Annotated in this window: 1 protein-coding gene; it reads left to right on the top strand. The window is 66.1% G+C overall.

Features of this window, described 5'->3' with window-relative positions; translation table 11 throughout:
- Positions 1-36: 36 nt before the first annotated feature.
- The coding region (locus CKO23_RS25245) for a S49 family peptidase (RefSeq protein WP_242482728.1) at positions 37-502 on the top strand (466 nt) is incomplete at its 3' end.

Genomic DNA, 502 nt, shown 5'->3' with positions numbered 1-502 from the left:
ACCTATATGGTCGGGGCCTCGGCCTCGGAACTGTGGATGCAGAACACGGCCGGCTTCCAGGCGACCGGCTTCTCGGCCGACAGCGTCTTCCTGGGGCGGGCGTTCGAGAAATACGGGGTGCGCGCCGATTTCGAGCAGCGCTACGAGTACAAGAACGCCGTCAACGAATACACCCAGAGCGACTATACCGGCCCGCACCGCGAGGCCATGACCGCCTGGATGACCTCCATCTATGACAGCGCCCTGGCCAATGCGGCCCAGGACCGCAAGACGACGCCGGCGGCGCTAAAGACCGTGATCGAGGCCGGCCCCTATTCGGCCGAACAGGCCCTGGCGAACAAGTTGATCGACAAGATCGGCCAGGTCGAGGAGGCCGAGGCCGAGGTCAAGCGCCGCGCCGGCAAGGGCGCCGAAATCGTCGAGTTCGACCAATACACGTCGGACAAGGGCGAGCGGACCGGCTCGGGCAAGAACGCCATCGCCATCGTCGGCGGCGAGGGCG

It is taken from the genome of Thiocystis violacea, from assembly GCF_016583565.1.
Lineage (GTDB): Bacteria > Pseudomonadota > Gammaproteobacteria > Chromatiales > Chromatiaceae > Thiorhodococcus > Thiorhodococcus violaceus_A.
This window is presented reverse-complemented; position numbering and strand designations above follow the sequence as displayed.